17 protein-coding genes and 3 pseudogenes are annotated in these 21,196 nt (G+C 67.4%); 10 read left to right on the top strand and 10 right to left on the bottom strand.

Translation table 11 applies throughout. The annotated features are described in order from the left end of the window. Nucleotides 1-207, top strand: a 207-nt coding sequence (locus ACNFOC_RS10800; RefSeq protein ID WP_416958866.1) for a polysaccharide lyase family protein, incomplete at its 5' end; no start/stop codon positions are given. A gap of 67 nt (nucleotides 208-274) precedes the next feature. On the opposite strand, the gene ACNFOC_RS10795 is transcribed toward ACNFOC_RS10800, so the two are convergent. After that, nucleotides 275-1,228 (bottom strand): MerR family transcriptional regulator, encoded by a 954-nt coding sequence (locus ACNFOC_RS10795; protein ID WP_416958865.1) that lies wholly within the window; start codon nucleotides 1,226-1,228, stop codon nucleotides 275-277. Nucleotides 1,229-1,507: 279 nt separating this feature from the next. Then, nucleotides 1,508-2,014: a hypothetical protein gene (locus ACNFOC_RS10790; RefSeq protein WP_416958864.1), complete on the bottom strand. Its 507-nt coding sequence runs from the start codon at nucleotides 2,012-2,014 to the stop codon at nucleotides 1,508-1,510. 509 nt (nucleotides 2,015-2,523) lie between these two features. Here ACNFOC_RS10790 and ACNFOC_RS10785 point away from each other — a divergent pair. The 3 genes and pseudogenes from ACNFOC_RS10785 to ACNFOC_RS10775 all read left to right on the top strand — a co-directional run bounded on the left by ACNFOC_RS10785 (nucleotide 2,524) and on the right by ACNFOC_RS10775 (nucleotide 4,477). Next, nucleotides 2,524-3,099 carry a hypothetical protein gene (locus ACNFOC_RS10785; RefSeq protein ID WP_416958863.1) on the top strand — a complete coding sequence of 192 codons (576 nt, stop codon included), beginning with the start codon at nucleotides 2,524-2,526 and terminating at the stop codon, nucleotides 3,097-3,099. A 93-nt stretch (nucleotides 3,100-3,192) separates the two neighbouring features. Then, nucleotides 3,193-3,681: a hypothetical protein gene (locus tag ACNFOC_RS10780; RefSeq protein ID WP_416958862.1), complete on the top strand. Its 489-nt coding sequence runs from the start codon at nucleotides 3,193-3,195 to the stop codon at nucleotides 3,679-3,681. A 29-nt stretch (nucleotides 3,682-3,710) separates the two neighbouring features. Further along, nucleotides 3,711-4,477 (top strand): annotated as a pseudogene (locus ACNFOC_RS10775) (transposase). Between the two features lie 202 nt (nucleotides 4,478-4,679). Here the strand turns inward: ACNFOC_RS10775 and ACNFOC_RS10770 are convergent. The 3 genes and pseudogenes from ACNFOC_RS10770 to ACNFOC_RS10760 all read right to left on the bottom strand — a co-directional run bounded on the left by ACNFOC_RS10770 (nucleotide 4,680) and on the right by ACNFOC_RS10760 (nucleotide 7,107). Then, a pseudogene (locus ACNFOC_RS10770) lies at nucleotides 4,680-6,081 on the bottom strand (IS1380 family transposase). Nucleotides 6,082-6,202: 121 nt separating this feature from the next. Beyond that, nucleotides 6,203-6,685 carry a nuclear transport factor 2 family protein gene (locus tag ACNFOC_RS10765; RefSeq protein WP_416958869.1) on the bottom strand — a complete coding sequence of 161 codons (483 nt, stop codon included), beginning with the start codon at nucleotides 6,683-6,685 and terminating at the stop codon, nucleotides 6,203-6,205. A 173-nt stretch (nucleotides 6,686-6,858) separates the two neighbouring features. Next, on the bottom strand, nucleotides 6,859-7,107 hold the full coding sequence (locus ACNFOC_RS10760; protein WP_416958861.1) for a hypothetical protein: 249 nt from the start codon (nucleotides 7,105-7,107) through the stop codon (nucleotides 6,859-6,861). Between the two features lie 158 nt (nucleotides 7,108-7,265). Here ACNFOC_RS10760 and ACNFOC_RS10755 point away from each other — a divergent pair, with 158 nt between their 5' ends. Both ACNFOC_RS10755 and ACNFOC_RS10750 read left to right on the top strand, forming a co-directional pair. Further along, on the top strand, nucleotides 7,266-7,688 hold the full coding sequence (locus tag ACNFOC_RS10755; RefSeq protein ID WP_416958860.1) for an ATP-binding protein: 423 nt from the start codon (nucleotides 7,266-7,268) through the stop codon (nucleotides 7,686-7,688). Then, nucleotides 7,685-7,903, top strand: a complete 219-nt coding sequence (locus tag ACNFOC_RS10750; RefSeq protein WP_416958859.1) for a hypothetical protein — start codon at nucleotides 7,685-7,687, stop codon at nucleotides 7,901-7,903. The genes ACNFOC_RS10755 and ACNFOC_RS10750 overlap by 4 nt, the downstream gene beginning before the upstream one ends. 113 nt (nucleotides 7,904-8,016) lie before the next feature. Here the strand turns inward: ACNFOC_RS10750 and ACNFOC_RS10745 are convergent, their stop codons facing one another. Then, on the bottom strand, nucleotides 8,017-9,171 hold the full coding sequence (locus ACNFOC_RS10745) for a right-handed parallel beta-helix repeat-containing protein (RefSeq protein ID WP_416958858.1): 1,155 nt from the start codon (nucleotides 9,169-9,171) through the stop codon (nucleotides 8,017-8,019). A gap of 239 nt (nucleotides 9,172-9,410) precedes the next feature. Here ACNFOC_RS10745 and ACNFOC_RS10740 point away from each other — a divergent pair, with 239 nt between their 5' ends. Further along, nucleotides 9,411-11,639: a glycoside hydrolase family 43 protein gene (locus ACNFOC_RS10740; protein WP_416958857.1), complete on the top strand. Its 2,229-nt coding sequence runs from the start codon at nucleotides 9,411-9,413 to the stop codon at nucleotides 11,637-11,639. A gap of 4 nt (nucleotides 11,640-11,643) precedes the next feature. Here ACNFOC_RS10740 and ACNFOC_RS10735 read toward each other — a convergent pair whose 3' ends face one another. After that, the gene (locus ACNFOC_RS10735; protein WP_416958856.1) at nucleotides 11,644-12,435 is read right to left on the bottom strand and encodes an HAD family acid phosphatase; all 792 of its coding nucleotides are present in this window, start codon (nucleotides 12,433-12,435) and stop codon (nucleotides 11,644-11,646) included. 202 nt (nucleotides 12,436-12,637) lie between these two features. On the opposite strand from ACNFOC_RS10735, the gene ACNFOC_RS10730 reads away from it, so the two are divergent. The 3 genes and pseudogenes from ACNFOC_RS10730 (at nucleotide 12,638) to ACNFOC_RS10720 (ending at nucleotide 17,639) form a co-directional block, all read left to right on the top strand. Beyond that, nucleotides 12,638-13,000, top strand: a complete 363-nt coding sequence (locus ACNFOC_RS10730) for a hypothetical protein (protein WP_416958855.1) — start codon at nucleotides 12,638-12,640, stop codon at nucleotides 12,998-13,000. Next, a pseudogene (locus ACNFOC_RS10725) lies at nucleotides 12,990-17,268 on the top strand (DUF6531 domain-containing protein). The gene ACNFOC_RS10730 and the pseudogene ACNFOC_RS10725 overlap by 11 nt, the downstream one beginning before the upstream one ends. Further along, nucleotides 17,265-17,639 (top strand): hypothetical protein, encoded by a 375-nt coding sequence (locus ACNFOC_RS10720; RefSeq protein ID WP_416958854.1) that lies wholly within the window; start codon nucleotides 17,265-17,267, stop codon nucleotides 17,637-17,639. The pseudogene ACNFOC_RS10725 and the gene ACNFOC_RS10720 overlap by 4 nt, the downstream one beginning before the upstream one ends. Nucleotides 17,640-17,714: 75 nt before the next feature. Here ACNFOC_RS10720 and ACNFOC_RS10715 read toward each other — a convergent pair whose 3' ends face one another. The 3 genes from ACNFOC_RS10715 to ACNFOC_RS10705 form a co-directional block, all read right to left on the bottom strand. Continuing rightward, a complete protein-coding gene (locus ACNFOC_RS10715) occupies nucleotides 17,715-18,827 on the bottom strand; it encodes a right-handed parallel beta-helix repeat-containing protein (protein WP_416958868.1) in 1,113 nt (370 codons plus the stop codon). Nucleotides 18,828-18,890: 63 nt separating this feature from the next. After that, nucleotides 18,891-19,931 carry a pectinesterase family protein gene (locus ACNFOC_RS10710; protein WP_416958867.1) on the bottom strand — a complete coding sequence of 347 codons (1,041 nt, stop codon included), beginning with the start codon at nucleotides 19,929-19,931 and terminating at the stop codon, nucleotides 18,891-18,893. 7 nt (nucleotides 19,932-19,938) lie between these two features. Beyond that, a complete protein-coding gene (locus ACNFOC_RS10705; RefSeq protein WP_416958853.1) occupies nucleotides 19,939-21,108 on the bottom strand; it encodes a pectinesterase family protein in 1,170 nt (389 codons plus the stop codon). Nucleotides 21,109-21,196 lie beyond the last annotated feature (88 nt).

Raw genomic sequence — 21,196 nt, 5'->3', positions numbered from 1 at the left:
CCTCCCACCCAGCCCTCGACGCGCGATCTCACCACGGGTTCGTACCGCGGAAACAACCACACGTTCGTTTTCAACGTCCCCTCCAGTGCGTGGAGTTCGGACGCGACGCAATACAACGTGCTGAAGATCAATGTCGTCAGTGGTTCGACGGGCTCGGGATTCCTCAGCCCGGGCACGTCGTTCGACTGCATTGACCTGCTGGCCTGAGCCCCCCTCGGTCAGCAGAGTGACGCCCCCGCCGGTGACGACCGGTGGGGGCGTCGTCCCGTGGCCCTCAGGGACTCGTGCGCCGCGGTGTGCGGACGCGCAGAGCCTGGACGGACCAGTCGAACACCGGAGCCAGACTCTCCGGGGCCGGCCAGCCGTTGACCACCGCGAGCAGTTGGAGATATCGCTCCCTGCGAGGGTCGTTCACACTCTCCAGCCGAATCACCAGCCGCCGGCGGAGCTCGGCGTCGTCGGGGCGGCCGAGGAGGTGCGCGTAGTGTGCCGTGAACGCCGCGACGAACGGATCGGCCTGGGGTGAGGCCGGATCGATGTCGGCGGTCAGAGCCTCGCCGGCCTGGTCGCGGACGGCCGCGGCGATGTCGCGGCGCGGGACCGTCGTACCGCTTCGGAGCTGCTCGGCCGCTTGCTGCTCGGCCATCCGCCGCACGGAGGTGCGGAAATCCGGGTCCAGGGACAGTTCGGCCAACTCCACCCACGCCTGGACCTGTTCAGGCTCCGGGTTGTCGGGCAGTTCGGGGGTCATGGAGCGCATGACCCCGGCGAACGCGGGGGCGGCGTCGTCGAGACCGCCGAATACGGCGTCGAGGAAATCGCCGATCAGACGTCGGCGTTCGTCCTCTGAGAGCTGGGCCAGCCGGTGCATGAGTTCCGTCTCCTCAGGTGTGGACCCGCGCTCGGCCACCGCCGTCAGCACCGCGCACCGCAGGCGCAGGACGCGGATCTGCACGGCCAGCGCCTCGGCGTGCGCCGCGGCGACCTCGGGAAGCGAGAGCTCACGGTCCACGACCTGGCGGATCGTGGAGAGGTCAAGTCCCAGTTCGCGCAGGGTCCTTACGAGGTCCAGGCGTGCGACGGCGTCGATGCCGTAGAGGCGGTAGCCAGCCGGGCTGCGGTCCATCGGCGCCACGATCCCGCGATCGGAGTAGAACCGAACGGTCTTGACCGTGAGCCCGGTCCGCCGAGCCAGTTCACCGATCGAGTAGAGCGTGTCGCCGTCCATGCACCCACCTTCATGTCTCCCCCTGCTGGAGACTCAAGCGCCTTCGCCTGCCGACAGCCACGCCGGGGTCCGCAAGGACTACCGCCGGATGCTCGCTGCCATCAAGTCCGGCCACCCTGAACGGGGTCAAGATGTTCTGGGTGTTGTCGGGGATCTTGGGGAGCTGGGTTTTTGCCGGCCAGGAGCAGTCAGCCCGTGCGCCTGGTAGCCGTCGCTGGCCGTCTTCGGTCACTGTCGAGCGACCTCGGACGGCCCGGAGAGGGTTCAGGCCTCCACTCATCAGCCCGCCTCGCCGCTGCCACTTGGTGGTGTCAGGGACCTGGTGTGGCTGCGCTGGTGTGCCCTCATCGCGGCTCGCAGGGCTTCGAGTTCGGTCCGGGGAAAGGGCCGACCCCAATGAGTCTCGTAGGACTCTTCACCCTGCTCGCGATCGATCCGGTCGAAGGCACGGACGGCAGATCGTGCAAGTGCCGTGACGGTGTGGCGGCCTGACCACAGAACCTTCCCTGAGTCGTCCGGCGCCTGGTCGTCGTCAGCCAGGAGCAGGCGAACATCGACCGCAGAACCATCCCTGTGGAAGAACCACCGGTACACCTGCGGCTCCCCCTCCAACTCGGCGCGGGTGTCCACGTCACCAAGAACGAGCCTGGCGATGCCATAGAGGAACTGTTCCGGTCCGTCCGTGACGTAAGAAGCCATGGCCTCGCCTTGGCCGTGATCGTCGGCAACCTTGACGGAAGCCCAGCCGTGACTGAACAGCGTCCATGTGATCGCTAGAGACGTCATCTCTCCCCTTTTGGGGGACCCTACGGCCTAGGCTCGGCTGCGCGGCATGACTCTCAGCTTGGGAAGCTCGGGTCTTCTGGCGGCAGTTGCCAGATTGATCTGCGGCGGAGCAGCGCTGGGACTCTGGACACACTTGCGCAATTCCCTGCTGTTCCCCGTGATTCCCCGCAGGACCTGGCACGCGAATGGCACGACTTCTTCGCTCCGGAGCACCCTGGACCGAGACTGGGCTCTGGAACTCCTGAGCCTCAGCCGACGACAGTCAGCCACGACGGCCGGGTGTCCCTCAGAGCAAGTCGTAACAGCGGACGTGTGGTGGCGGGGTGCCTGGAGTGTGTTGCCTGTAGTACGTAAGCCGGGTGAGCCGGTCGCCCCATCCAAAGGGCGCTCTGACCTGGCAAGAGTCGTGCGCCACACGGCGATCGCTTGGCAGATTGCATGGCCTGGCAGGCCCCGACAGTTTGCGTGATCAGCACACTTGATCACGGTCGGAGAATGAAGATGATCCGGTGCTTGAAACTGCGTTCACGATCTTTAGCATCCTGCTTCAAACGCTCGGGTTGGTTGCGTCTGCGACTGGCCTCTACAAGACGTTCAAGGACTCCTCAGCTCCCGGCGATCGCTTCTTCAGCAGCGTGCTGGCGACTGAAGTCGAAGTGGCCCGGCAGGTTCGGACTGCCCTTGAACGTCTGCTTCGGCGTCTCCTTCGACGCCCTCGACCGGCCGTGACTCACGCCCTTGGTACGGCTCTGTCCGTCGAGTTTGCAGGGAGCGCCAGCGGGCTCGTTCAGTTCGGCCGGCTGCCGGACCCCGTGCAGGATACCGAGGCCTTCAGGGTCGAGATTGAGAACCGCTTGAACCGTGTCTTCAAGCTTGCCCAGGACGTGCAACACGATCTGGGCAAGGAGGCGAAAGTCCGAGGCCAGGAAGACCAGCGCCTAGGAGAAGATCTTCAGGCTCGTATCGCCGACATTGATCAAGAGTCGAAGCGGGCCACGATTCGAGGCTTGCGTGAGCAGGTGCTCGGTCTTTTCTGCGTTGCTCTTGGGCTAGTGGTGCAAAGCGTCCTTGAGCTGGCCTTCTAACCCCGGAACTAAGGGCCGTCCCGTAACTGCCCCGGTGCGGGTGGTCCGTGGGCAGCCCGTCGCTCTCAAGCGGTGAGTTGAGAGACTCCTGTCATGGGATCATGGGGAACCTTGGGGCCGGCGCTGTTGTCTCTAGCCGGTGTTGCGCTCGGCGCGGGCGGGTCGCTGTTTGGCCAGTATCTGGTGTCGCGAGCGAGCGCCCGACAGCTTGAGATCCAGGAGTCGGCTGCGCACCGTGCGGAGCTGAAGAACGTGATCCTGAAGTTCCTGAGCATCGCGTCGCAGGTGAAGAAGGCGGCGCCCACGCGCCCGCTCAGGGGCGGGACCACAGCGGATCCCGTGGTCGACCAGCTCGTCGATGACCTGTGGCTTGCGCAGGCGGAGATCGACCTGGCGGCCAGAAGCGAGCCCCTGCGGGGCGCTACGTATCGTTATGCGGCGCGCCTCGCTGAGGCGGCCCGAGGCGAGATAGCCGACGCGTCGGCACTGCGCGGTCCGCAGGTGGAGTTCATGGACGCCGCGTATGACGACCTGTGGCCCGGACAGCGACGCGCGGCCGGGGATTCCCCGACACCTTCGTGAGGCGGGACGGCGGGTGAGACGATCTTGCCGTGGCTGGTGTGATCACGGCGTCGGAGCCCTCCTGGATAACCCCGTTCTCCGGGCTGAGCCCGTCCTGCTTCCGCAAGTTGATTGCCGCGCTACGCCGCGAAGGCGCGGAGCCGGTGCGCAAAGGCCGTCCTTGGAGCCTGCCGCTGGAGGACCGCGTGTGCTGGTGACCGCGTATTGGCGCACGAACTTGACGCTGCGCCAGCTGGCCCCGCTGTTCGGCATCTCGAAGTCCGCGGCCGACCGCATCATCGACCATCTCGGGCCGTCGCTCGCGCTCCGGCCCTGCAAGCGGTTCCGCGAGGACACAGTGCTCATCGTGGACGGCACCCTCGTCCCTACCCGAGACCACACGATCGCCGAACAGTCCAAGAACTATCGGTACTCCACCAACCACCAGGTCGTCATCGAAGCCGACACCCGTCTGATTGTCGTGGTCGGCCGGCCGTTGCCGGGCAACCGAAACGACTGCAGAGCGTGGCAGGAATCCGGGGCCAAGGCCGCCGTCGGCAAGACCATGACGATCGCCGACGGCGGCTACCCGGGCACCGGACTCGTGATGCCGCACCGCCGCCTGGCCGGTGAGGAACTGCCCGACTGGAAGCAGGAACACAACCGCTCGCACAAGCAGGTCCGGGCCCGCGTCGAGCACGCCTTCGCCCGCATGAAGACCTGGAAAATCCTCCGCGACTGCCGCCTCAAGGGCGACGGAGTGCACCACGCCATGCTCGGCATCGCCCGCCTGTACAACCTCGCCCTCGCTGGATAGACCGCCAAGTCACCAGCCAGACGGCCATGCTTGTCCATTCGGAGATCATTTACGGGACGGCCCTTAGCCTCGATGTTGCGTGACGGTCTGTCGACGGAGTCGGCAGGCTGTTTTGCAGTGGCCGGTAGGTGAGGGGCAGGTCGGTGGCCCGGCTGACGTGTCGGGTGGGCGCCGGGTTCCACTGTTCCGGTCGGTGGTGCTGCTAGTTGGGACGGGGAGTCTGCTGGTCAGCCGGGGCCGGGAGTTGGGCGAGCCGGTCGAGGGCGGTGGTGATGTGGCTGTTCCAGGGCCAGTGACGGGTGAGGCGGAGAATCCGCCGGCGGCCGGTGGTGGCGAGTTGTCCGGCAGTGGTGAACAGGCGGAGCCGCAGGCGGCGGGGCTCCCAGCATCTGGCCTTGCCGGTCAGCGCGAGCATCGGCATCGAGGCCAAGAGGTCCAGCGCAATCTGCACGGCCTCAAGCCAGACCTGGTTCTGGTCGGTGTGGTGCAGGGGAGGTTGCGCAGGCCGGTGGTCCGGGCGGCCCGGATCCGGTCCTCGGCCCGGGCCCGCAGCCGGTGACGGAGTTCGAGTTCGGCGATCGGCCGCCCGGTGGTGTTGGTGGCACAGCAGGTCCGCCGCTTGCCATCCGCATCCGTGATCCTCAACTGCGCTCCTGGATGCGGCCGTTCCTTCCGGACGATCAGTCGTATGCCCTTCGGCCGGCCGTCCAGGACGTCACCGGCGAGTTCGGCGACCCAGGCCCCGTCGCGGATCTCGCCGTCCGCTTCGATGGCAGGAGTCCAGGCCGATGCCGGGACTTCCAGCACGTGCTGGTGGATCGCGTCGGTGATCACCATGCCGACCGAGTAGAACAGCCATCGCCCGCGCTGGGCGAGCCAGGCGACGAAGTCATGGGTGCCGCCGCCGGAGTCGGTGCGGATCAGGGTCTGTCCGCCCGCGCCGGTACTTCATCGGCAACTGGGCCAGCGCCTGGCGGGCCGCGGTGATGTGGTCGGCGGAGGTGTTCGAGCCTGAGTTGCCTGGTCTGAGCAGGGCCGCGATGGGTTCCCCGGTACCGCCCGGGCCGTGGGCGACGAACCCCATCAGCGGGTGGTGGCCATAGGTCCGCTTCCAGGTCGGGGCGGCGTCCTCCTTGTCGGAATGGGCAATCACCAGCACTCCGTCCAGGCCGACGGTCACCATTCCGCTCGCATCAGGGGCTCTCTCACCGGCCAACCGCCGGACACGTTCGCGAACTTCGGACCGGGCGGTGCGGATCGCTCTCATCACCGTGTCGCCGCAGGCGGCGAGAGTGTCGACCGAGCGGGAGACCGTCGGGTCGGATGCCACGGGGCCGAAGACGGCCGGCTCGGCCCCGTGGCATGCCGGCATCGGCCAGACCGTCCCCTCCCAACGCGACCGCCGGCGCAAGGTCCAGGAGGATCTTCCCTGGATCGTGGACGGCCCGTGGCTTCCGCCAGGGCACCAGTGCCGCGGATATCGCTCGGTCAAGACCGGTCTTGCGGACCGTCTCCACCAAGAGGACCGCACCGGCCTGCGAGACCACCTGCCGGCCGTCACCCCGGACACGGACACGTGGGTAGGACGCGATGGGCTCTCTCACCTGGAAAGTACTCTTCCCCTCGCAGCCGACAGGATCCTCAGAAAGTCCTATCGTTGCAGGTCAAGAGCGCTTTCCGTGTTTCTGGTCAACTCTTGGACAGCCCACCTCGGAAAGCACGGGGTCAGGAAACGCCCTTGCGCAACGACGCGATGAGGCGGTCAAGGTCCCCGCGTGCCGTGTACGTACGGATCGGGTCGACGTAGTCGCGTGACTCGATGATCTGACCGTCCCGCACGCGCATGACGAAGATGCAGGGCACCTTGGCCATGGAGTCGTCCGGCAACGTGAACTCGTAGGCGAACTCGGCGACGATCACTTCAGGATCGGCGGTCTCGTGAACGACTACATCGACGACACTCCTCTTCGGCAAGGACTCCCGAACTTCCGGCGGCACCGTGAAGTGCTCCCGGAGCGCACGCCGACTCGTCAACGGCTCGGACTCCGGCGTCGCCATCGGATGCCGGACATCGGTGACCTCGCCATACAGGTCAGGCAACTCGCTTGAGTTCCCGTCGGCCACCCCATGAACAAGCCGGAGAAACACCTCGCGCGGACTCAGACTCACATGACCCCCTAGTAATACGCACAGACAGCTAACGATCATTATCGCCTGACGCGGGCCGGTACTGCGCACTGTCTCGACCAGCAGCACCCCACCCGTCCGACCCCACCGTGACGCTGGACGCGGACATGCGGATATGGGTCAGAACTCTTCACCTGAGAAGTGCTCCTTCGACAGCAACGGCCAGGACCTTCCACAGGTCTCATCGCTGCAGTTCAGGAGCACTTCTCGCGTCTCTGAGCAAGCGGTAGACGGCACCGCTCGTGAAAGCCCGAGGCTAAGGCTTCGCGTTGACGGGGGTGGGGCCAGCGGGTTTTTCCGGTGAGCCAGTTGCGGACGGTCCGGTCGCTCACCGTTCCTTCGTCTCCGCGAGTGCGCAGGAAGTCGTTGACGGCCTCGGCCAACTCGGCCTGTTTGAGGCCCGATTCACCCATGGCGCTGATGAGGCTCGCGTTCCCCTCCATGCACCCACGGTAGCCACTTCAGCCCCGTGAGTAAGTGTGAGTAGCGAGAAATTTCCGGTTGGCCTCGATCGACGCACGGCGGATTTTTCCTCCTCGCGGCGGCCGCACGGCCGTTGACTCAGGCAAGGCCGTCGTACACCGACACCCCTGAGGTCCAGATGATCGTGTCAGCACAGCCACGCCCTACCGGGCACCCCGAATACTCCGAGACATTCCCCGCTTCGGAGGAAAGCGCCGAGGCAGCACGCAAGTTCGTCAAAACGGCGTTAGCCGCCTGGCACTTGGAGCAGCTGACGGACTCCGGAATCCTCCTCGTCACCGAGCTGGTGGCCAACGCGATCAAGCACACGAACACCCGGAACATCCGGGTCATCGTCTCCAGACCGAGCGAGCGCTTCGTACGGATCGGAGTGGTCGACAAAGCCCGCGCACTGCCACAGATGGTCAAGCCCGGTGACGATCTGCTCACCAACGGTCGGGGGCTTCTACTGATCGATGCCCTGGCTGAGCGTTGGGGCACGGACATGTACCGCTGGGGCAAACAGGTCTGGGCAGAGTTGCTGAGCGAGTCGGCCGTATGACCGAGAAAAGGCCCAAGGTGTGGGTTGGTGACCAGGTGTACGACGCCGACGCGGGCAGAGAGGGCATTGTCACCGACGTGACGGGCGACGGAACGTACGTCCTGGGCCCCGTCTACATGTGGACGGGCACCTGGACGGTTCCCGGCGACGAGAAGCTGAAGGTCACCCTCTCCCGCGACGAGCGGAACAGACAGCATCGGGACCTGGGTTGGTGACTCGCCCCGGAGACCCTCACGAGGCGGGGGGCATCACACGGAGACGAGGCCCCGGTCGCTGCGAGTCGACCGGGGCCTCTCACGCGTCAGCGATGAGTTCGCGGTGAGGCACGTCAGTTCATCGTCGCGCCGATAGTCGTAGACCCCGTCGTAAGGAACGTCGTCGTCGGCAGCGTCCCGCTCGACGAGCGCGCCCCGTACGCCGTAGTCGCGTCCGTCGACTTGAAGGACGGAGTGGCAACGCCGCTGTCCCAGTTGTTGGCGGCGGAGACCGCGGACGAACCGAGCTTGTCCAGGCCGCCCTTGTTGCCGACCGCGAGGTTCCGTGCCAGGCGGGACTTGCTGGTGGCGAAGAAGAAGCCGGACTCCGTGTTGGCGTACGCGGTGTTGCGGTTGAGGACGATCGCGCCGGTGTTGGAGTTCTCGGTGAAGCCGTTGAGGGTGTTGTCCCAGGCCGCGTTGTCGTTGACGACGTGTGCGACCGAGACGCCTCCGCCGCCCAACTTGAAGCCGTTGCCGTTGCCCTCGAAGGCGGAGTCGTTCCAGCGGTTCTTGCCGTTGCCGAAGGCCCAGGAGTGCTCGATGGTGACCGGCGAGGAGAACTGCCACAGGTCGAGGCCGTCGTCCGAGTTGTTGTAGAGGCGGGCGCCGGTGACCTTGTTGCCGGTGCCGGAGCCGAACTTGATGGCGATGCCGTCGGCGTTCTGGCCGTGTCCTGCGGCGTCGTAGTTGCCGTAACTGTCCAGGTTCTGGACGAGGTTGTTGGTGGTGCCGTCGCCGCGCAGGGTGAAGCCGGAGTCGCCGTTGTTCGCGGTCACCAGGTTCTTGAAGATGCCGCCGATGGAGGACGTGGCTACGAAGCCCTGGGCCGGGGAGTTCTGGAAGGTGAGGTTCTGGACGGTCCAGTAGTCGCCGTAGATCCCGGCCAGCCACTGGCCGGCGGGCAGCTTGGAGCCGTCGATCTTCACCTTCTCCGTGCCGTACGCCTCCAGTGTGATGCGGGCCGAACTGGTGCCGTTCGCCGTGGACTTGAGGGTCGCTGCCGGGGTGTAGGCGCCGGCGCGGACCTGGATGACCGTCCCCGCCGTGGCGTTGGCGACGGCCGACTCCAGCTGGGCGGTGGTGGACACGGTGACCGTCGACGAAGCGGCTTGTGCGCCACCGCTGTTGAGGCCGAGGTAGACGCCGCCCGCCCCCGCGGCGACGGCCACCGCGGCGGCGATCGTGAGGGTGCGGGTCCTGCGGTGGCGTCCGGTGCTCGTACGCACGGCGTTGGTTCCTTTCCTGGATGACGAGGACGAAACGGGCCGGAGGGGCCACCCCGGCCCGTTTCTGATCCCTGGTCGTCGCCGTGGCCGGAAAGGTTGCCACGGCCACGGGAAGTGAACCGAAACTTTCGATCAGCTCGGCCCCACCCGCACCAATTGACGCACCGCACCCCGCTGGTGACACTCCGAAGGCAGCACAGTCATTCAACAGAATCCCCCACACCCCCACAGGATGTGCCATGCGACCCCGCACCGCCCGCACCCTCCTGCTCCCCTTCCTGGCCCTCCTCACCCTTCTTCTCGCCCTGCTCGCCGCCCCGCCCAGCACCGCGCACTCAGGAGCACCGCCCGTGACCCACCCCAAGTACGCCGGCTACCTCTTCGCCTACTTCACCGGCGAGGGCACCGCCGACGGCGAGCAGATCCGCTACGCCCTCAGCCGGGGCAACGACCCTTTGCACTGGCGGGAGTTGAACCAGGGCAAGCCGGTCCTGACCTCGACGATCGGGGAGAAGGGGCTGCGGGACCCGTTCGTGATCCGCTCCCCGAAGGGCGACAAGTTCTATCTGATCGCCACCGACCTGCGGATGTACCAGAACAGCAGCGGGAGTTGGGACGACGTCCAGCGGCACGGCAGCAGGTCCGTGATGATCTGGGAGTCGACCGACCTGGTCCACTGGACCGACCAGCGGCTGGTGAAGGTGGCCCCGGACAACGCGGGCAACACCTGGGCGCCGGAGGCCTATTGGGACGACTCGCTCGGTGAGTACGTCGTCTTCTGGGCGTCGAAGCTGTACGCCGACGACGACCCCGACCACACCGGCTCGACGTACAACCGCATGATGTACGCGACGACGAAGGACTTCCGCACCTTCAGCGACCCGAAGGTCTGGGACGACCCGGGTTACTCGGTCATCGACTCAACTGTCGTGAAGTACAAGGACACTTACTACCGCTATACCAAGGACGAACGCGACCCGTCCTCCAGCTCCCCCTGCTCGAAGTTCATCACCGGCGAGAAGTCGACCTCGCTGACCTCCACGTCGTACGACTTCGTCTCGGAGTGCATCGGCAGCGGCGCGATCGAGCGCGGCGAGGGGCCGACGGTGTTCAAGTCCAACACCGAGAAGAAGTGGTACCTGTTCGTCGACGAGTACGGCCTGCGCGGCTACGTCCCCTTCGAGACCACCGACCTCGACTCCGGCCGGTGGACGCCGTCCACGGACTACCAACTGCCGGCAAGTCCCCGGCACGGCACGGTACTTCCGGTGACGCAGGCGGAGTACGACCGGCTGCTGGCCGCGTATCCGGCGACACCGGCGTCGGTCGTGGACGCGACGGCGGGCGGGCAGAAGGGGTACGCCGTCGTCACGGAGGCCTCGTCGAAGGTCGTGCTGCCGATGCAACCCGGCGCGGATCTGCGGCACTTGGCGCCGTCGCTCGCCATCGGCGCGGGTGCGACGGTCAGCCCGGCCTCCGGTACGCGACGGGACTTCCGCACACCGCAGGCATACTCCGTCAGGGCGGCGGACGGGACGAGCCGTACCTGGACGGTGGAGGCGGTGCCGACGCGAAGTCCCGTGCTGCCGGGGCTGACCGCCGACCCGGACGTGCACTATCTCGACGGCCAGTACTGGATCTACCCGACGAGCGACGGCTACGCGGGCTGGAGCGGGACGAGCTTCAAGGCTTACTCCTCAAGGGACTTGGTCCACTGGCGGGACCACGGGGTGATCCTCGACCTGGGTCCGGACGTGTCCTGGGCCGACAAGAACGCGTGGGCGCCGGCGATCGCGGAGCGGGACGGGAAGTACTACTTCTACTTCTGCGCCGAGCAGCAGATCGGGGTCGCGGTGGCGGACTCCCCCGCCGGCCCCTTCAAGGACGCGCTCGGCAAACCCCTTGTGGCGAAGGGGGGTTCACTGAGCGGCCAGATGATCGACCCGGCCGTCTTCACGGACGACGACGGGCAGTCGTATCTCTACTGGGGCAACGGGCACGCGTACGTGGTGCCGTTGAACGACGACATGACGTCGTACGACGCGACGAAGGTGAAGGACATCACGACGGGCGACTTCCGTGAGGGGTCCTTCGTGGTGAAGCGCAAGGGGACCTACTACTTCATGTGGTCCGAGGACGACACCCGCAGCGAGAACTACCACGTGGCCTACGCGACGGGACCGTCCCCGCTCGGTCCGTGGACCAAGCGGGGCACGATCCTGTCCAAGAACCCCGAGTACGGCATCCTCGGCACCGGCCACCACTCCGTGGTGAACGCTCCGGGGACCGACGACTGGTACATCGTCTACCACCGGTTCGCCCTGAACGGGCCGGGAAAGCCTGGTGGGGACGGCACCCACCGGGAGACCACGATCGACCGCCTGCGCTTCGCGGCGGACGGCACGATCCTGCCGGTGGTGCCCACCCTCGGGTCGGTCAGCCTCGTACGGACGACCCGTACGAACTAGCGAACTAGCTGACGAAGTAGGTCGGGTTGGGGATCTTGTACGTCTTGTCGGCGTAGCCCCCGTCGAGGTCCGAGTACTGGTCGCCGAAGTTGGCGATGATGTTGTACCCGAGGTCCTCGATGTGCTTCCTGGTGCCGGACTTGTACTGCACGGTGGTGCAGGTCCAGGTACCGGCGGTCGCGCAACTGCTCAAGTACGACGGCGGGTTGGCCGTGTTCTTGAGGAACATGTGGTCGGCGTCGAGGTTGACGTCGGCGCCGACCTTCTTCAGGTTGTCGACCGCGTAGGTGCGCTGCGCCTCGCTGAGACCCGAGTTGTAGAACACCGTGACGCCCTTGGACGCGGCGTACTTGACCAGCTCGGGGGTGCCGAAGACCTCCGGGCGGTTGGCCTGGGCGACATACGCGGCCCAAGTGGCCGAGCTGTAGCCGTAGTTGTTCTTCTTCTCGTAGTCGAGGCTGAGCAGCAGCGTGTCGTCGATGTCGAAGACGACCGCGGGCTTGACGCCCTTGTGGTGCTTGCGCACGGCCTCGTCGATGTACTTCTTCGCCGACGCGTCGATGCGCGCCAGGTCCTTGGCGTACGGGCTGGTCGCCGAGGCCTGGTAGACGCCGCTGCTGTCGAGCGCGGTGCCGTAGTAGGTGTCGATGTCCTTCGACAACAGGCCGATGTTGTACGGCTCGTGCGTCGAGTTCGCCGTCGACTGGCCGGCGGTGGCGACACCGGTGCCGTACAGGGCGGCACCGGCGACGACACAGGCGGCGCCGAGGGCGGCCGCTCTAAGGGACTTCCGCATGGAATCTCCGGATCTGGTTCTGATGAGTGATGCACCAGGTCACGGACTGTCTACGCGCATCACACGCCAGGCGCGAGGAGCGTTATCCAATTGATACGCAATCCACAGGGCAGGGAATTACCCGCGCATGGGCGTCACTTGACCTTCTCTTGGTGGGCTTCTCCTAGGGTCGTGCACGCGACTGCGAACGGGGGAACGCGCGATGGGCGACGGCAAGGACCCGGCCAAGGTCCTCGACATCAAGACCGCCGACATAAAGCGGGCGGCACCGGACTTCCAGACGGCGGCCGTCGATCTGAGCAAGGCGCTGACCGCGCTCGTGAAGTCTCTCGACGGACTGGGCGAGCCCTGGGGAAACGACAAGCAGGGCAAGGAGTTCGGGGACTCCTACAAACCGTTGCAGAAGAAGATCGAGAGCGCGGCGGGCACGCTGGTCCTCGGTCTGACGAGCATCCACGAGGCCATGGTCGACATGGCGGACGGTCATGTCGACAACGACGAGTTGATCGCCGGAATGTTCACCGACGTGAAGGTCACCAAGACGGACGGTCCCGGTGAGCGTTGAGGACGAGGCCCGGAAGATCCTGCTCCATCTGGGCCTGTGGTGGCCGGAGGCCGACTCCGGGAAGCTGCGGTCGGCGGCGACGGCCTGGCGTACGTTCGGTTCGCGGACGCCGTGGACGATGTGCGCGGGCCCGTCCAGCAGAGCGCGTCGTCGATCATCCACAACAACACCGGTGAGTCGATCGAGGCGTTCGACAAGTTCTGGGGCCGCTACGCGCAGAACTCCAAGGGCAAGGACAGCGGCTGGCTGAAGGACCTGGCCGACTCCGGGCGTGAAATGGCCACGGCGCTGGAGAAGTTCGCCGACGCGATCGACGACGCCATCAACAAGCTCTGGACGCAGATCGGCATCGACGCCGCCGTGATCGCGGGCGGTGTGGCGCTGGCCTTCTTCACCGCGGGCCTGGCCTCCGGCGCGGCCCTCGCGGCGGCCGACCTGGTCATCGAGTTCGGCGCCGGTCTCGGTGTCGCCGTCTCCACGACGATCGCCGAGATCGCCGCGGGCACCCTGGTCGCCGCCACCTTCGGCGGCATCGAGTCGGTGACCGTCGATCTGGCCGTGGCCCAGCCGCTGAAGATGGCGACCGGACTACAGCAAGGCTTCAGCCTCGACGAGGTCAACCAGGCCGCCAAGGACGGCATGATCTTCGGCGGCGCGCTGGGCGCGGGCGGCGGGGTCGTCAAGGCGGGCATCGAGGGCGCCTTCAGCGACACGACACCGCTGTTGCTACGGCCGCCCTCACTCCGCCCCGACCTGGTCGAACTCGGGCCGGCTGCCCGCAACACCGACCGCACCCCCTGCGTCGGCGAGCCGATCGACGTGGCGACCGGCGCGATGCTGATGACGCAGACCGATCTGGCGCTGCCGGGGAGCCTGCCGCTGGAGTTCACCCGCACCCACCTGTCCTCGTACCGGGGTGGCGTCTGCTTCGGCCCGACGTGGATCTCCACCCTCGACGAGTGCCTCCAGATCGACGGCGAGGGCGTGGTGTTCGCCGCCTCCGACGGCATGCGCCTCGTCTACCCGGTCCCGGAACCGGGCGTCCCGACCATGCCCTTCAAGGGCGTCCGCTGGCCCCTGGAATGGGACGGCAAGCCGGACAGCGCGATGACGGTCACCGACCCGGCGACGGGAGTCGTCCGCACCTTCGCCGCCCCCGTCCCCTCCCCCACCTTCGGCGTCTTCCACCTCGCGCTGGACTCCTGGAGCGACCGCAACGGCACCCGCGTCGACGTCGAACGCGACGACGAGGGCGTCCCGTTCGGCCTCCGTCACTCCGGCGGCCACTACGTCGCCGTCGACACGATCGGCCCCCGCATCACGGCATTGCGCCTGCTCGACGAACCCCCGTCGCGCTACGGCCCCGACGGCCCGGTGAGCGAGGGCACGGTCGTGATGCGCTACGGCTACGACGATGCCGGCAACCTCACCGAGGTCGTCAACTCCAGTGGAGAACCACTGCGGTTCGCGTACGACGAGCAGGGCCGGGTCACCAAGTGGACGGACCGCAACGGCACTTGGTTCGCCTACGTCTACGACGACCGCGGCCGGGTCGTTCGAACCAAGGGCGTCGACGGCATCCTCTCCGGCACCCTGACCTACGACGACACGACGCGCACGACGACGTACACCGACTCCCAGGGCCGCGCCTCCACGCACCGCCACAACACGGAGGGCCTGGTCGAGGAGGAGACCGACCCGCTGGGCAATGTCACGCGGACGTGCTGGGACGAGTACGGCTCCCGGCCCGTCACGGTCACGGACCCACTGGGGCACACGACCCGGTACGGCTACGACGACGCGGGCAACCTCACCGAACTCGCCTTGCCCGACAGGTCGTTGGCGCAGGCCGCCTACAACGCGCTCGGCCTCCCGACGGAGGTGGTGGAACCGGGCGGGGCGGTGTGGCGGCACACGTACGACGAGCGGGGCAACCTGCTCACGACGACCGATCCGACCGGCGCGGAGACCCACTACGCGTACGACACGTCGGGCCACCCGACCTCGATCACGAACGCGCTGGGGCACACGCGGACGGTGGCGTACGACGCGGCCGGTCTGCCGGTGTCCCTGACGGACGAGCTGGGCCGCACGACCTCGGTCCGCCGGGACCCGTTCGGCCGAATCACCGCTGTGACCGACCCGCTCGGGCACACCACCCGCATGGGCTGGACCCCCGAAGGCAGGCCTGCCTGGCGTGAACAGGCCGACGGGACACGGGAGTCGTGGACCTGGGACGCCGAGGGCAACCTGCTCGCCCACACCGACGCCGCGGGAAACACCACACACCACACGGCCACCCACTTCGACGTACCGGCCACCCGTACCGACCCGGACGGAGCCACCTACTCCTTCGCCCACGACACCGAGCTGCGGCTGACGGGCGTCACCAACCCGCAGGGCCGTACCTGGTCGTACACCTACGACGAGGCCGGCCGGCTGACCGCGGAGACGGACTTCAACGGTCGCACCCTGAGGTACGCGCACGACGCGGCGGGCGGTCTGCGGTCACGGACCAACGGCGCCGGGGAGACGCTGTACTTCACGCGGGACGTGCTGGGCCGGGTCGTCGAGCAGCACAGCGATACGGGCGAGGTCACCACCTACGAGTACGGCCCGGACGGACAGCTCTCGCACGCCGTCTGTGCGGACGCCGAACTGACCATCGCGCGCGACGCGTCGGGACGCGTCCTGGCGGAGTCCGTGAACGGCCGGACCACGGTGTTCTCCTACGACGCGACGGGGCGCCGCACCCACCGCACCACCCCGTCCGGGCTGACGTCGCACTGGACCTACGACCGGGCGGGGCACCCCACCGAACTCGGCTCGGCCGCGGGAACACTGACCTTCTCGTACGATGCCGCGGGCCGCGAGACACGACGGGGCCTGGGCGAAGACATCCACCTCGCGCAGAGCTGGGACGCGAACGGCCGCCTCACCGTCCAGTCCCTGCACGCGACTTCGGGCACGTCGGTGCCGGACCGCCTCCTCCAGCACCGCGCCTATGCCTACCGGGCGGACGGCTGCCTCACCGAGATCCAGGAACTCGCCTCCGGCACGCGCCGGTTCGACCTGGACGCGATGGGCCGGGTCATCGGTGTGAGGGCGCACGGCTGGAGCGAGAGCTACGCCTATGACACGACGGGCAACCTCACCCACGCTGTGGCTCCTGCCCAAGGGGCCACCGGTGACCGGGAGTTCGAGGGCACCCTCGTCCGTCGCGCGGGGCGTACCACGTACGAGCACGACGCCCAGGGGCGTCGCGTGCGCAAGACCCTCAAGCTGCTCAACGGGCAGCAGCACACCTGGACCTACGTCTGGAACGCGGAGGACCGCCTGACGGAGGCCGTCACACCTGACGGCAGCCGCTGGCAGTACGGATACGACCCACTGGGCCGCCGAATCTCCAAGTACCGTGTGTCGCGGACAGTTCGCCGACAGACCGTACGGAGTTCGTCTGGGACGGCACGCGCCTGGCCGAGCAGACCGGCCCCGACGGCGAAGCGACCACCTGGCACTACGCCCCGGGTACGCACCGCCTCCTGGCGCAGACCGCCCACCGGCCGCGTGTCCGTAACGAGGGAACCTCCTTCCTCGCGCGACTGGCCGAGGACACGACCGCCGATCGCACCGCTCGCTTCCATGCCGTCGTCACGGACACGGTCGGCACACCGACCGAACTGGTCGACCCGGACGGCGTCGTCGTCTGGCAGCGGCGCACCTCCCTGTGGGGCAGCCCGATGCCCGCGATCGCCGAGACCGATTCCGTGGACTGCCCGCTGCGCTTCCCCGGTCAGTACGCCGACCTCGAGACCGGTCTCCACTACAACCATCTCCGCTACTACGACCCGGAGACGGCCTGCTACCTCGCCCCGGATCCTCTCGGTCTCGAACCCGCCCCGAACCATCACGCATATGTCCGCAATCCGCTCCGGTGGATCGACCCGCTGGGGTTGCAGAGCTGCACCCAGGAGGCGCTCGACAAGGCCTTTGAACTGGACAACACTCCTCGGAAGCTTGAGCACGTCATCGATCCACCGAAACACGGCTTCGAGCAGATCGTGGAAAACTCGGGAGGACGCTCGGAAGCGTTCCGGCGAATCCTCAACAGTCTCGCCGACAATGACGACCTTCCGAAATCAGGCGGTTTCGTCGTCGACCGTACGATCGACGGGGAGACAGTGACCATTCGTGGTGCCATGGTGGGCGGGGTTCCCCGTATCGGCACCGCGTTCATCTCGGAAAAATTCCCAGGAACGACATCATGACGGATCACCCGCACGGCCGTGCCCTTTCCTCTCGTGAACAAGCAGTCCTCGACAAGTTGCTCTCGGCGGAGTTCACGGGTGCGCATGAGCTGAGGAGCCAGCTCCCGGAGGTTCGTGCCACAGGCAACTGGGGGGAAGAATCCCCGAGCATCGACCTGGAAGCGTCGACCGGGACGCCGGCAGCGCCGATCAAGGACGGCGTCATTCCGTCCTGCGGCACAGTCACGGACAGCTCCGGAGAACTCTTCGGGGAACTGCTTGTCTGGGTGAGCGGCGGAAGACTCTCCGCACTCGAGTTCTCCTGGTACGGCGACACCGCTCCGACAGAACTCCCGGACCCGGAATTCGTCACCGTCGCCGTCTCGGGCTGACCCACCACACGGAGACGGTCCGATGAGCACGTGGGCCCAGCCCCGGGAAACCCCCGACCGGGCCCACCGCACAGGTCAGTTCATCGTCGCGCCGATCGTCGTGCTCCCCGTCGTCAGGAACGTCGTGGACGGCAGCGTGCCGCTCGTCGAGCGGGCGTTGTACGTCGATGACGCGTCCGTGGAGATGAAGGACGGGGTGGAGATGCCGGAGTCCCAGTTGTTGCCGGACGAGGTGACCGCGGAGCCCTTGGTGACCGAGCCGCCGCCGTTGCTCACGGCGAGGTTCTTGCCGAGTTTGGCGGAGCTGGTGGCGAAGTAGTAGCCCCACTTGCTGTTGGCGTACGCGGTGGTGCGGTTGAGGACGAGGGCACCGGTGTTGGAGTTCTCGGTGAAGCCGTTGCCCGCGTTGCCCCAGGCCGCCGAGTTGTTGATGACGTGCGCGACGACCTCGCCGTCACCGCCCAGCTTGTAGCCGTTGCCGTCGCCCGCGAACGCCGAGTCCGACCAACGGTTGTAGCCGTTGCCGAAGGACCAGGTGTGCTCGACGGTGACGGGCGTGGAGAAGGACCAGAAGTCGATCCCGTCGTCGGAGTTGTTGTACAGCCGCGCGCCGGTGACGAGGTTCCCGCTGCCGGAGCCGAACTTGATGGCGATCCCGTCCGCGTTCTCGCCGTGCGTCGCGGCGTCGTAATTGCCGTACGCGTCAAGGTTCTTGACCGTGTTGTTGACGGTGCCGTCGCCGGTGAGCGTGAAGCCGGAGTCGCCGCCGTTGATGGTCTTGACGTTGTTCCAGTTGGTGCCGGTGCAGGACTGGCAGACAACCGCGCTGTCCGGGGAGTTCTGGAAGGTCATGTTGGAGACGTTCCAGTAGTCGGCGGTCAGCTTGAAGATCCAGGATCCCGACGGCAGCGACGAACCGTCGATCTTGACCGTCTCCGAGCCGTACGCGGTGAGCGTGACCGGTGACGACGACGTGCCGTTCGTCGTGGACTGGAGGGTGGCCGTCGGGTAGTACGTGCCGCCGCGCACCTGAATGACCGTGCCGGCGGTGGCACTTGAGATCGCGCTGGTCAGTTCGGCCGTCGTGTCGACGACGACCGTGGCGGCCTGGGCCTGGGTGGGGAGGACGGCAAGCCCGGCGCCGAACGCCAGGACTGTGCCGAGGGTGAGAGCGGTACGACGAGACAGACGAGACATAGGAGTGCGGTCCTTTCCTCGTACGGGTGTTGGGGACGGTTCGTTGTACGGATTTCAGGGACGCCAGTCACCGAGGTATGTCGCGGGGGTGTGCAACGCGGCCTCGGTGGCCGTGAGTTGGGGCCGGTTCTCCGCGACGGTGATCACGGAGCCCGGTCCCGTGTTGCGGTACTCCTGGAAACGCATCGACTGCCAGGGATAGGCGTCGCGCATGTTCGTGTAGGGCGCGACCGGGTCGATGCCGGACCCGATCCGGGTGTCCCGCACGACGAGGGACGGCCAGGCCGTCGTCTCGTACGACGGGACCCACGGCCGGGCCAGCTTGTACGCGGCGTCCTCGGCGCCGGAGGTGATCCGCGAACGGACCGCGAGGATGCCGTGCGGGTTGGCGCGGGCGGTGGACGGGGCGAAGACCATGCCTTTGGGGGTGAAGTTCACGTCCCGTTGCAGGGTGTGGAATTGGCAGTCCGCGAACACCGCGGTGGCCCGCCCGAAGACGAAGTCGACGTCCCCCTCGATGTAGCAGCGGGAGAAGTACTGCCGGTCTAAGGAGTCCAGCGCCGTCGTGTCCACGAAGAGCGTGTCCTGGTGGGCCAGGAGACGGACGTGCGTGAAGTGCGAGCGGTCACCCGTCACATACGCGGCCACCGCCTGCGTCCCCGTGATTTCCGGATGGTCCGCGCGCAGCCAGTCGTTGGCGAGGGTCAGGTCCCGTACGGTCAGCCCGGGCGCCGCCGATGTGAAGGTCGCGGAGCCCGCCGTGCCGTACGTCCCCGAACCGTCCGGCTTCTGCGTCCCGTTGGCGTTGTCGTAGACGATGACGACGTCACGCGGATCGCGGGTGGCGCCGCGCAACGTCAACTCACCCAGTCCCACGGGCACGTTGACGACTTCGCGGTACGTCCCCGGGTGCACGACGATCGTCCAGCCGCTGCCGTCCACCGCGTCCACGGCCGCCTGGACCGAGCCGCCGGGCCGGACGTGCAGGACACGGCGCCGGTCGACAGCGGAAGCGGGCCCCGCACCGGCGGCCACCAGACCACCGGCGATCCCCGTCAATCCCGTCAATCCCGTCAGGAGTGTGCGTCTGCGCAGGGTCATCTCAGCGCCTCCGCCCCGGTGTCCAGTCACCCAGATACGCCTCACGGGTCGCCGACTCGGCCTGCTCGGCGGTGAGTTGGGGCCGGTTCTCCGGGACGCTGATCACGGCACCCGGGCCCGTGTTCCGGTACTCGGCGAACCGCTGGCTCTGCCAGGGATAGGTGTCCGACATGTTGGTGTACGGCGCCACCGCGTCGATCCCAGCACCGAGCGCCGTGTCCCGGACAGTGAGCATCGGGTGGGCGGTGGTGTCCGAGCCGGGCACCCAGGGACGGGCCAACTTGTAGTAGCCGTGCGGGGCTTCACTGCTCACGCGGCTGCCCAAAACCAGATACCCGCGCGGGTTCGCGACCGCCGTGGAGGGCGCGAAGACGAAGCCGTACGGCGCCGCCGCCAGGTCGGTGCGGTTCAGGGTGCGGAAGTGGCAGCGGTCGTAGACGGCCGTCGCCCGCCCGAAGACGAAGTCGACGTCTCCCTCGACGTAGCAGCGCGCGTAGTACTGGCGGGCGAAGACGCCGAGCGCCAACGAGTCGGCGTACAACGTGTCTTGATGGCCCAGGAAGTGGCAGTCGAAGAAGGCCGAGCGGTCGCCCTGCACCTTGATCGCGACCGCCTGCGTGCCGGTGATGCCGGGGTGGTCGGCGCGCAGCCAGTCGTTGGCGAAGGTGATCCGGCGGGCGGTGAAACCGTCGGTGCGGATGGTCGTGGTGGCCGAGCCGGAGGTGCCGTAGGTGCCCGAACCGTCCGGCTTCTGGGTGCCGTTGGCGTTGTCGTAGACGATGACGACGTCACGCGGGTCCTCGCTCGCGCCGATCCAGGTCATCTCGGAGGCGGCGTCGGTGAGTTGGCCGGTGGCCGGGTCGGTGACTCCGGCGGTGACCGTCTCGCGGTAGACGCCGGGTGCGATGACCAGGGTGTACCCGGCAGTGGTGGCGGCGGTGACGGCGGACTGGACGGTGGTGAAGTCGCCCCGGCCGCGCGGGTCGACGTACAGGGTGAGCGGGGTGAGGCGCGCGGCCGGCGAACCGTAGCGGCCGAACGGGTGTGGTCTGCCGACGGCGACGGCAAGGGCGGGGACGGCGGTGAGGCCGAGCGCGGCGCCCGCGCCGGCGCTCGCGATGAGGAATCCCCGTCTGGACAGGGGTAGTTGGCGGGAGTGGTGCGAGGGCATGCGGGTGCTCCTTCGCGGTGCGGCTCGTGAGGTGGGCGCCGGTGCCGGGCCGGTCGGACGGAACCGGCCCGGTTCCCGGCGTGGTTCC

The sequence above is a fragment of the Streptomyces colwelliae genome, assembly GCF_048158785.1.
GTDB lineage: Bacteria > Actinomycetota > Actinomycetes > Streptomycetales > Streptomycetaceae > Streptomyces.
Note: the sequence above shows the minus strand (reverse complement) of the source record. Positions and strands in the feature narration are given on the sequence as shown.

Excerpts from the sequence above, each read along its gene's own strand:
- ACNFOC_RS10790 (WP_416958864.1), bottom strand. The coding sequence starts at position 2,014 with ATGACGTCTCTAGCGATCACATGGACGCTGTTCAGTCACGGCTGGGCT.
- ACNFOC_RS10755 (WP_416958860.1), top strand. The coding sequence starts at position 7,266 with ATGATCGTGTCAGCACAGCCACGCCCTACCGGGCACCCCGAATACTCC.
- ACNFOC_RS10765 (WP_416958869.1), bottom strand. The coding sequence starts at position 6,685 with ATGATCGTTAGCTGTCTGTGCGTATTACTAGGGGGTCATGTGAGTCTG.
- ACNFOC_RS10730 (WP_416958855.1), top strand. The coding sequence starts at position 12,638 with ATGGGCGACGGCAAGGACCCGGCCAAGGTCCTCGACATCAAGACCGCC.
- ACNFOC_RS10760 (WP_416958861.1), bottom strand. The coding sequence starts at position 7,107 with ATGGAGGGGAACGCGAGCCTCATCAGCGCCATGGGTGAATCGGGCCTC.
- ACNFOC_RS10720 (WP_416958854.1), top strand. The coding sequence starts at position 17,265 with ATGACGGATCACCCGCACGGCCGTGCCCTTTCCTCTCGTGAACAAGCA.
- ACNFOC_RS10750 (WP_416958859.1), top strand. The coding sequence starts at position 7,685 with ATGACCGAGAAAAGGCCCAAGGTGTGGGTTGGTGACCAGGTGTACGAC.
- ACNFOC_RS10795 (WP_416958865.1), bottom strand. The coding sequence starts at position 1,228 with ATGGACGGCGACACGCTCTACTCGATCGGTGAACTGGCTCGGCGGACC.
- ACNFOC_RS10740 (WP_416958857.1), top strand. The coding sequence starts at position 9,411 with ATGCGACCCCGCACCGCCCGCACCCTCCTGCTCCCCTTCCTGGCCCTC.
- ACNFOC_RS10780 (WP_416958862.1), top strand. The coding sequence starts at position 3,193 with ATGGGATCATGGGGAACCTTGGGGCCGGCGCTGTTGTCTCTAGCCGGT.
- ACNFOC_RS10735 (WP_416958856.1), bottom strand. The coding sequence starts at position 12,435 with ATGCGGAAGTCCCTTAGAGCGGCCGCCCTCGGCGCCGCCTGTGTCGTC.
- ACNFOC_RS10705 (WP_416958853.1), bottom strand. The coding sequence starts at position 21,108 with ATGCCCTCGCACCACTCCCGCCAACTACCCCTGTCCAGACGGGGATTC.